The organism is Umezawaea sp. NPDC059074, assembly GCF_042738955.1.
Classification (GTDB): domain Bacteria; phylum Actinomycetota; class Actinomycetes; order Mycobacteriales; family Pseudonocardiaceae; genus Umezawaea.
On sequence record NZ_JBHYHC010000117.1, the window covers coordinates 22,596 to 30,253 of the forward strand.

The 7,658-nt window shown below is 70.6% G+C and carries 7 protein-coding genes; 4 read left to right on the forward strand and 3 right to left on the reverse strand.

Annotated elements, in window-relative coordinates; genetic code table 11:
* Nucleotides 1-5 precede the first annotated feature (5 nt).
* Together ACFWW9_RS35640 and ACFWW9_RS35645 are read right to left on the reverse strand one after the other, a co-directional pair.
* The gene (locus ACFWW9_RS35640) at nucleotides 6-3,227 is read right to left on the reverse strand and encodes a discoidin domain-containing protein (RefSeq protein WP_390386691.1); all 3,222 of its coding nucleotides are present in this window, start codon (nucleotides 3,225-3,227) and stop codon (nucleotides 6-8) included.
* Nucleotides 3,228-3,337: 110 nt separating this feature from the next.
* Nucleotides 3,338-4,132, reverse strand: a complete 795-nt coding sequence (locus ACFWW9_RS35645) for a FadR/GntR family transcriptional regulator (RefSeq protein ID WP_390386692.1) — start codon at nucleotides 4,130-4,132, stop codon at nucleotides 3,338-3,340.
* Between the two features lie 236 nt (nucleotides 4,133-4,368).
* On the opposite strand from ACFWW9_RS35645, the gene ACFWW9_RS35650 reads away from it, so the two are divergent.
* Both ACFWW9_RS35650 and ACFWW9_RS35655 read left to right on the forward strand, forming a co-directional pair.
* Complete coding sequence (locus tag ACFWW9_RS35650; RefSeq protein WP_390386693.1) at nucleotides 4,369-5,481, forward strand: FAD-dependent oxidoreductase; 1,113 nt, start codon at nucleotides 4,369-4,371, stop codon at nucleotides 5,479-5,481.
* Complete coding sequence (locus ACFWW9_RS35655; protein WP_390386694.1) at nucleotides 5,478-5,915, forward strand: cupin domain-containing protein; 438 nt, start codon at nucleotides 5,478-5,480, stop codon at nucleotides 5,913-5,915. Before ACFWW9_RS35650 ends, ACFWW9_RS35655 begins: the two co-directional genes overlap by 4 nt.
* Here the strand turns inward: ACFWW9_RS35655 and ACFWW9_RS35660 are convergent.
* Nucleotides 5,860-6,234 (reverse strand): hypothetical protein, encoded by a 375-nt coding sequence (locus ACFWW9_RS35660; RefSeq protein WP_390386695.1) that lies wholly within the window; start codon nucleotides 6,232-6,234, stop codon nucleotides 5,860-5,862. The two genes, ACFWW9_RS35655 and ACFWW9_RS35660, sit on opposite strands and share 56 nt — an antisense overlap.
* 158 nt (nucleotides 6,235-6,392) lie before the next feature.
* Here ACFWW9_RS35660 and ACFWW9_RS35665 point away from each other — a divergent pair, with 158 nt between their 5' ends.
* Nucleotides 6,393-6,998: an SGNH/GDSL hydrolase family protein gene (locus tag ACFWW9_RS35665; protein WP_390386696.1), complete on the forward strand. Its 606-nt coding sequence runs from the start codon at nucleotides 6,393-6,395 to the stop codon at nucleotides 6,996-6,998.
* A 92-nt stretch (nucleotides 6,999-7,090) separates the two neighbouring features.
* The coding region (locus tag ACFWW9_RS35670) for a GTP-binding protein (protein ID WP_390386697.1) at nucleotides 7,091-7,658 on the forward strand (568 nt) is incomplete at its 3' end.

Consider the following 7,658-nt stretch of genomic DNA (forward strand, 5'->3'; position numbering starts at 1 on the left):
GTGGCTCAGAACCCGCCGTACGCCTGGATCTCGTAGAGGCTGCCGCCGTTGAAGTTCGAGCCGGTGACGGTCAGGCGCAGGTAGCGCGCCTGCACCGAGGTCTGCCCCAGCGCGAGGTTCGTCCGGTCGGTCGTGGCCACCGCCGTGTGGTCGTCCACAGTGGACCAGTCGGTGCCGTTGACCGAGGACTCGAGCCGGTACTTGTACCCGTTCGTGAGCTCGAAGGTGAGGACCGCGCTCTTGAACGACGTGACCGCGCCGAAGTCGATCTGGATCCACGACGGGTCGGGCAGGCCGAGGCCCTGCGCCCACCGGGTGCCCAGGTCGCCGTCCACCGCGAGGTCCGGGGTGTTGGGCTGGGAGAACGAGGACACCGTGACCTGCTTGCGCAGGGCCAGGTTCGTGTCCGGAGGGGTGGTCAGGGTGAGCGTGCGGGCGGCCGACTCGTTGCCCGCCGCGTCCCGTGCCGCCACGGTGAACGTGTAGGCCGTGGCGGGCGCGAGGTTCGCGACCCGCAACGTGGTCTGGGCGGTCAACGCGATCTGCTGGCCGTTCTGCGTCACGGTGTAGCCGGCCACGCCGTTGTTGTCCGTGGCCTTGGGCCAGCTCAGGTCGAGCAGGGTCGGCAGCAGGACGTTCGCCGTGGGGTTGGCCGACAGGACGGGGGCCTGCGTGTCCGGGCCGCCGGTCTGGGCGGCGCCGTAGACCTGGAGCTCGTAGATGCTGCCGCCGTTGCCGCTGGTCCCGGTGATGGAGAGCCGGACGTACCGGCCCGCGACCGGGGCGGGCGGCGACGAGTAGTTGGCGTTGGCGGTCGTGTTCGTGGCGGTGTGGTCATCGACGGTCACCCAGTGGGTCTGGTCCGGGCTGACCTCCAGGCGGTACTTGTAGCCGCCGCCCAGTTCGAACGTGGTGATGATGCCGCTGACGTTGTACTGCGCGCCGAGGTCCACCTGGATCCACGACGGATCCGGGAGGAAGAGGGCCTGCGCCCAGCGGGTGCTCAGGTCGCCGTCCACCGCGAGTTCCGGGGCGTGGCCGTCGGAGAACGTGGAGGCCGTGACGGGCTTGCCCTGGGCCAGGTTCGTGCCCGCCGGCAGGGTGACGACGGCGCTGCGGCTGGCCTTGGACTCGTTGCCCGCCGCGTCTCGGGCCTTGACCGTGAAGGTGTACTTCTTGCCCGCCGTGAGGCCGGTGATCCGGACCTTCGGGTCCTTGGAGGCGCTGACCAGCTTGCCGTCCTGGAAGATCGAGTACCCCGTGACGGCGGTGTTGTCCTTCGAGGCGGACCAGGTCAGGTCGGCGATCGTGGGGAACGGGGCGATGGCGGTCGGCGTGCCGGGCGTGGTCGGGTCCTGGCGGTCCGTCGGCGCCGGGTCGGGGTCCAGGCTCCGGTACTTGGGCTCCAGACCCGCGTTGGCGACGATCGAGGCGGGCAACTGCTGGCACCCGTCCACGGTCGTGTTGTTGGCGATGGTGGTCCGCGCGGTGTTGGCCTGCGTGGAGTACCGGGGCTGGGTGGTGAAGTTGCGGTCCGCCGTGACGTCGAGTCCGTGGTTCACGAACAGCCACTGGAAGGCGACGTCGCAGAACGCGTTGCCGGTGGTGTGGAAGTACTGGCTCGACTCGTCGTGGTAGACCGCGCCGTAGGCCGGACCGGGGATGTTGGAGATGTAGTTGCCCGACACCGTGCTGTCCGGGTTGGAGCTGAGGGTGTAGATCGCCCCGCCGTCGGCCTGCTTCTTCATGATGTCGTAGATGCGGTTGTCGGTGACGACGTTGTTCTTCGCGATTGTCGGCACGTTCCACACCGGCACGCCGTTGTTGTTGGGCGAGTTGGCGTCACCGCCCTTGTCGAGCATGCCCCAGCCCCAGCCGACGTTGATGCCGCTGTAGGGCAGGTCGTAGACCTTGTTGTGGCTGATGACGGTGTGGTCGGTGTAGCCGGCGAAGATGCCGAGCGAACCGCCGTACTGGTCGGCCACCTTCGTCACCACGTTGTTGGAGACCGTGTTGTCCTTGGTGATCGAGCGCGCGTCGGCCGGGTGGGCGTCGACGACGTCCGCGCCGCCGACCTGCACGCCCGTGGCCGCGATCTGGGTGAACCTGTTGCCCGTGATCGTGGTGCCCTGGGTGCCGGTGTTGAGGTTCAGGCCACCCGCGCCGAGGTGCGTGAAGGTGTTGCCGGTGAACGAGATGCCGCGGCCGAGGTCGACGTTGACCGCGCCCGGCGTCTTGACCCACTCGAACCGGGTCGAGTCGAACGTGGGGTTGTCGGTGCCGACGATCCGGAAGCCCGCCTGCCCCTCCACCATGCCGTCGGGACCGCTCGGCGCGAGCCACGTGGAGTAGGAGAAGGTCAGGCCCTCGAAGCCGATGTCCTTCACCGGGTGCGCGACGTCGCCCTTGACGTCGACCAGGCTTTGCACCTTGGGCACGGTGACCGTGGCGGTGGCGAGGTTCTGGCCCGGCTTGGGCAGGTAGAAGACGTCACCGGCGGCCTTGTCCAGGTACCACTCGCCGGGGGTGTCCAGGAACTCGTAGGCGTTCTCCAGCCAGTTCGGGGTCTGGATCTCCTGGCCCTCGTGCAGGTTCGCGTTGTGCCAGCACTGCTGCTGCATGGTCACGTCGGTCGCGGTGATCGACTGGACCGGGCAGCGGTAGTGCATCCAGCCCCAGCGGCTGTTCACCTCGACCTGCGACTGGTTCTTCAGGTTTTGCAGCGTGGTGTCGGTGATCTTGTACCCGGTGGCGGTCTTGCTCCACCCCGGCGGGTTGTCCGCGGTGCGGGCGCGCTGCTCCAGCTCGCCGTCCACGTAGAGCTGCCGGGTGTCGAGAGATCCGATGTGTGCCTTGTAGATGCCCTTGGCGGCGTCGGAGACGGTCCACCCGGTCACGCGGGTGCCGCCGCTGATCACGGGGTGCGCGCCGGGAGCGGCCTTGTACGTGACGCGGTGGCCGTTGGCACCGGAGTCGGCGCTGGTCAGCGTGAAGGTGTTCGCGAGCTGGTAGGTGCCGTCGCGGAGGACGACATCGATGTCACCGCGCGCGGACCGCAGGAGGGTTCGCACCTGGTCGCGGGCCTTCTCCAGCGTGCGGAACGGGTCGTACGCGGAACCGGAGGCGTTGTCGCGCCCGGACGGGGAGACGTAGACGCTGGTCGTGGACGCGTGCGCCTCGGCCGCGGACACGGCACCGCCGGTGGCCAGCGCGACAGCGGTGACCACGGCGAACGTTCTGCGGGCAGCACGAATCGACCCTGGAAATCTCGACATTGAAATCCCAATCGACGCTCAGGGCGAGAACGGGGAGGAGAGGGGTCGGGCGGAGGGAGTGGTCAGGCGCCTGCTTCGCGGAGGGGAGAGAACCGCTGGTCAGGAGCCTGGGGACGGCCGGGGATGTTGAAGACCCGGTCGCGGATCCGGCGTTCGAACTGGTGCCGGGTCGTGTCGACGTGCTCGATCATCAGGGCCGAGGCGCGGTCGGGGTCTCCGGCCGCGATCGCCTCGGCGATGGCCACGTGCTGCGCGCCCGCCGTCTCCAGCGAACCGGGCACGTCGCCGTGGAACAGCAGGACGTCGGACTGGCCCGCGAAGCGCCGGGCGTTGGTGACGCCCGACTGGAGGAAGACGTTGTGGGCGGCCAGGCCCACGGCGTCGTGGAAGGCGGCGTCGGCCGCCCCGAACCCGGTGACGTCACCCGCCCGCGACGCCTCGACGGTCCGCGCCGCGTGGTCGCGCACCGCCCTGACCTCGATCGGCGTGGCGAGCGTCGCCGCTCGGCGCGCGGTCTCGGCCTCGATCAGCCTGCGGTAGTCCAGGAGCATCAGGACGTGCTCCATGTCCGTGGGCTGGTAGTGCACGAGCTGCTGGTCGGTCGGATCGCCCGCCGCGGCGACGAAGATCCCGGCGCCCTTGCGGACGCTGAGCCGCCCTATCGCGGCGAGCACCTTGACGGCTTCCCGCGTCACGTTCCGGGTCGCGCCGAGCAACTCGGCGAGCCCCTTCTCGGTGGGCAGCCGGTCACCGGGCCGGAGGTCGTGCTCGGCGACGTAGGCGAGCAACTGCTCGGCCACGAGTTCGTAGCCGGGCCGGTAAGGACCGTCCTGGGGATCGGGCGTCGTGGGTGCCATCTGTTCCGCTCCTGCCGGATAGATCCGACCTATTGGCGAGGAGCGTACGACACGTTCGGCGGAATGCCGAGCAAGAGTCAGATCTATTCTGCTTCTTGACCGATCAAACCACGCATATCAGTACATATCGGGCCACAAGAACCTGCTCTATCGGCACGCTGCGTGCCGGATCGGTGACGTTCCCGCAATGTGGACTCCCTGGTCGCGGCACCGGAGCGGGGTTACGGTCGCGGCACGTGATCAAGAACGGCGGGCAGCTGATGGACGTGGACGTGGTCGTCGTGGGCGGCGGCGCGATGGGGTCGGCCGCCGCGTGGCAGCTCGCCCGGCGCGGTGTCGACGTGCTGCTGCTGGAACGGTTCGCGCCCGGCCACACCAGGGGCGCCTCGCACGGCGCGTCCCGCATCTTCCGCGTCTCCTACACCGAGCCCGTCTACATCGGACTCGCGCACGAGGCACTGGCGTGGTGGCGGGAGGTCGAGGCGGAGACCGGCCGCTCGCTGCTGACGTTGACCGGCGGTGTCTCGCACGGGCGGACCGCAGGCCTCGAACTGCTCGCGCGGGCGTTGGACGACGCGGGCAACCCCGGCGCGTGGCTGCACCTGGCCGAGGCCGCCGAGCGCTGGCCAGGACTGCGCTTCGACGGGCGGGTGTTCTTCCACGCCCTCACCGGGCGGCTGCACGCCGACCACTCCGTCACCGCGCTCCAGGACCTCGCCGCGAAGCTCGGCGCGACCGTGCGCCACGAGTCGCCGGTGACCGGGATCGCGGTCCACGACGACTCGGTCGAGGTGCGCACGGACACGGGCGTGATCCGCGCCCGCCGCGCGGTCGTGGCCGCCGGGGCGTGGACGGAGAAGCTGCTCGGGTCCCTCGTGCGGCTGCCGCCGCTGCGGGTGACGCAGGAGCAGCCCGCGCACTTCCGCGCCCGCAACGACGACCTCGTGTGGCCGTCGTTCACCCACCACCTCGACGCGAGCTGGCCGAGCGGCGTCTACGGCCTCGCCACCCCCGGCGAGGGGATCAAGGCGGGTTTCCACGGCACCGGTCCGGTCGTGGACCCCGACCACCGCGACTTCCGGCCCGAGCCAGCACAACTCCTGGAGCTGCGCCGGTACGCGCGGGAGTGGCTGCCGGGCGTGGATCCGGACGACTACGACCCGATCAGCTGCACGTACACCACGACCACGACGTCGGACTTCGTGCTGGATCGGGTCGGCCCGGTCGTGGTGGCCGCGGGCTTCTCCGGCCACGGCTTCAAGTTCACCCCCGCCGTCGGCCGCGTCCTGGCCGACCTGGCCCTCACCGGCGACCGCCCGGACGCCCGGTTCGCGTTGGAGGCCTCATGACGGACGACTGGCACGGCTCGCTGCGGCACGTCCGCGCGGGCGAGTTGAGCGGCGACACGAACCAGACCAGCGGGATGACCCGCCTGGAGGCGGTGTCCGGCAGCACGGTCGGGTCGCGGAAGGTGTGGATGGGCGAGACCCACGTGGCCCCCGCGACGAACTCCGGCGACCACCACCACGGCGAGGCCGAGACGTCGATCTACGTGCGGTCGGGGCACCCGGTGTTCGTGTTCGCCGACGGCGACCGGGAGGTGCGCATCGAGACCGGGCCCGGCGACTACGTGTTCGTGCCGCCGTACGCGCCGCACCGCGAGGAGAACCCCGGCGACGAGGACGCCGTGGTCATCATCGCCCGCAGCAGCCAGGAGGGCGTCGTGGTCAACCTGCCGAGCCTCTGGGCGCCGGTCCAGCGCCCCGGATCGACAGAGCGATGATCAGCACCCCGCTCAACGCCGTGCGCGCATAGAGCAGCGTCACCGGCTCCAGCCGGTCCGGCCCGGCGAGCTGCGAGAGGACCAGCCCGCCGTAGCCGACGACCAGGGCGATCCCGAACCGGCGCGCGTGCTCCCACTTGCGGGCCATCACCACGCCGGCGACGCCCGTGGAGAAGCGCAGCAGCGGGTTGGAGGTGTCGAACGCGAACAGCGGGTGGATCGCCGTCGCGATGTCGAAGAGACCCACCGCCAGCGCGATCCACTGGAGCCGCCCGAACTCGACGGGCGGGCGCGTCTTCCTCAGGTTGGACTTCGCCACGAGACCACCTCCGGTCGCAGCGCACCACCTCCGACCGCTCCCGAACGGATCAGCCACCCGCCACCTCGGCGATTCCACCCGACAGGGCGACGTCCGTCACTGTCCGCTCAGGACGAACAGCGGAACCACGTCGGCGCGGTGGACCGTTGAGCACGACGATGAGCACCCCGAAAGTCCTCCGCTTCCACGTCTTCGGCGACTCGCTCGCCGCGGGTGTCGGCTGCGCCCGCGCCGACGAGACCCTCGGCCACCGCCTGACCCGGACCCTGCGGGGCGCGGGTCACTCCGTGGACCTCCGCGTCCTCGCCGTCTCCGGCGCCCGCTCGGCCGACCTCGCGAACCAGGTCCGCGCGTCCCTGTCCGCCGGGGTCGACCTGGCGCTGATCGTCATCGGCGCCAACGACCTCACGTCGTTCGTGCCCAGCGCCGTCGGCGCGGGCCAGGTCCACGACGCCGTCGTGGCCCTGCGACGGGTCGGCGCGCAGGTCGTCGTGGCCACCGCACCGGACCTCGGCGTCGTCTCGCACATCCCACCCGCCTACCGCGGCCTGGTGTCGTCGATCAGCGGCCAGTACGCGGGCGCGCAGGGCGACGCGGTGCGCCGGGCGGGCGGCACCGTGGCCCCGGTGGGCGCCCAGCTGTCGAGCCGCTTCGCGACCGACCGCGCCCTGTTCTCCGCCGACCGCTTCCACCCCTCCCCCGCCGGGTACGCGGTGATCGCGACCGCGCTGGAGCCGTACGTGACGGCCGCCGCCGCGGCGTGACCCCGCTAGCACCGATCAGGGCGAAAGTGAACCCGTGGGTCAGGGTAGATTTCCCGGTGCCCCTCGTCAGCTACAGATCGGACGGACCTCGCATGACCGCCGCCACTCCGGTGGACACCTCGCCTTCGGCCGCTTTCCGCGAAGCGAGCAGGCGTCGGACGTTCGCGGTCATCAGCCACCCGGACGCGGGCAAGTCGACGCTCACCGAGGCGTTGGCGCTGCACGCGAAGGTGATCTCCGAGGCCGGTGCGGTGCACGGCAAGGCCGGGCGGCGCGGGGTCGTGTCGGACTGGATGGAGATGGAGCAGGCGCGCGGCATCTCGATCACGTCGGCGGCCCTCCAGTTCTCCTACGGCGACGCCGTCATCAACCTGCTCGACACGCCCGGCCACGCGGACTTCTCCGAGGACACCTACCGGGTGCTGTCGGCCGTCGACTGCGCGGTCATGCTGCTCGACGCGGCGAAGGGCCTCGAACCGCAGACGTTGAAGCTGTTCGACGTCTGCCGCCACCGGGGCATCCCGGTCATCACGTTCATCAACAAGTGGGACCGGCCGGGCCGCGACGCGCTGGACCTGTGCGAGGAGATCAAGCAGCGCATCGGCCTCGAGCCGATGCCGCTGACCTGGCCGGTCGGCGAGGCGGGCCGGTTCCGCGGGG

Coding starts and splice junctions, on each gene's coding strand:
- ACFWW9_RS35655 (WP_390386694.1), top strand. CDS start 5,478: ATGACGGACGACTGGCACGGCTCGCTGCGGCACGTCCGCGCGGGCGAG.
- ACFWW9_RS35665 (WP_390386696.1), top strand. CDS start 6,393: ATGAGCACCCCGAAAGTCCTCCGCTTCCACGTCTTCGGCGACTCGCTC.
- ACFWW9_RS35645 (WP_390386692.1), bottom strand. CDS start 4,132: ATGGCACCCACGACGCCCGATCCCCAGGACGGTCCTTACCGGCCCGGC.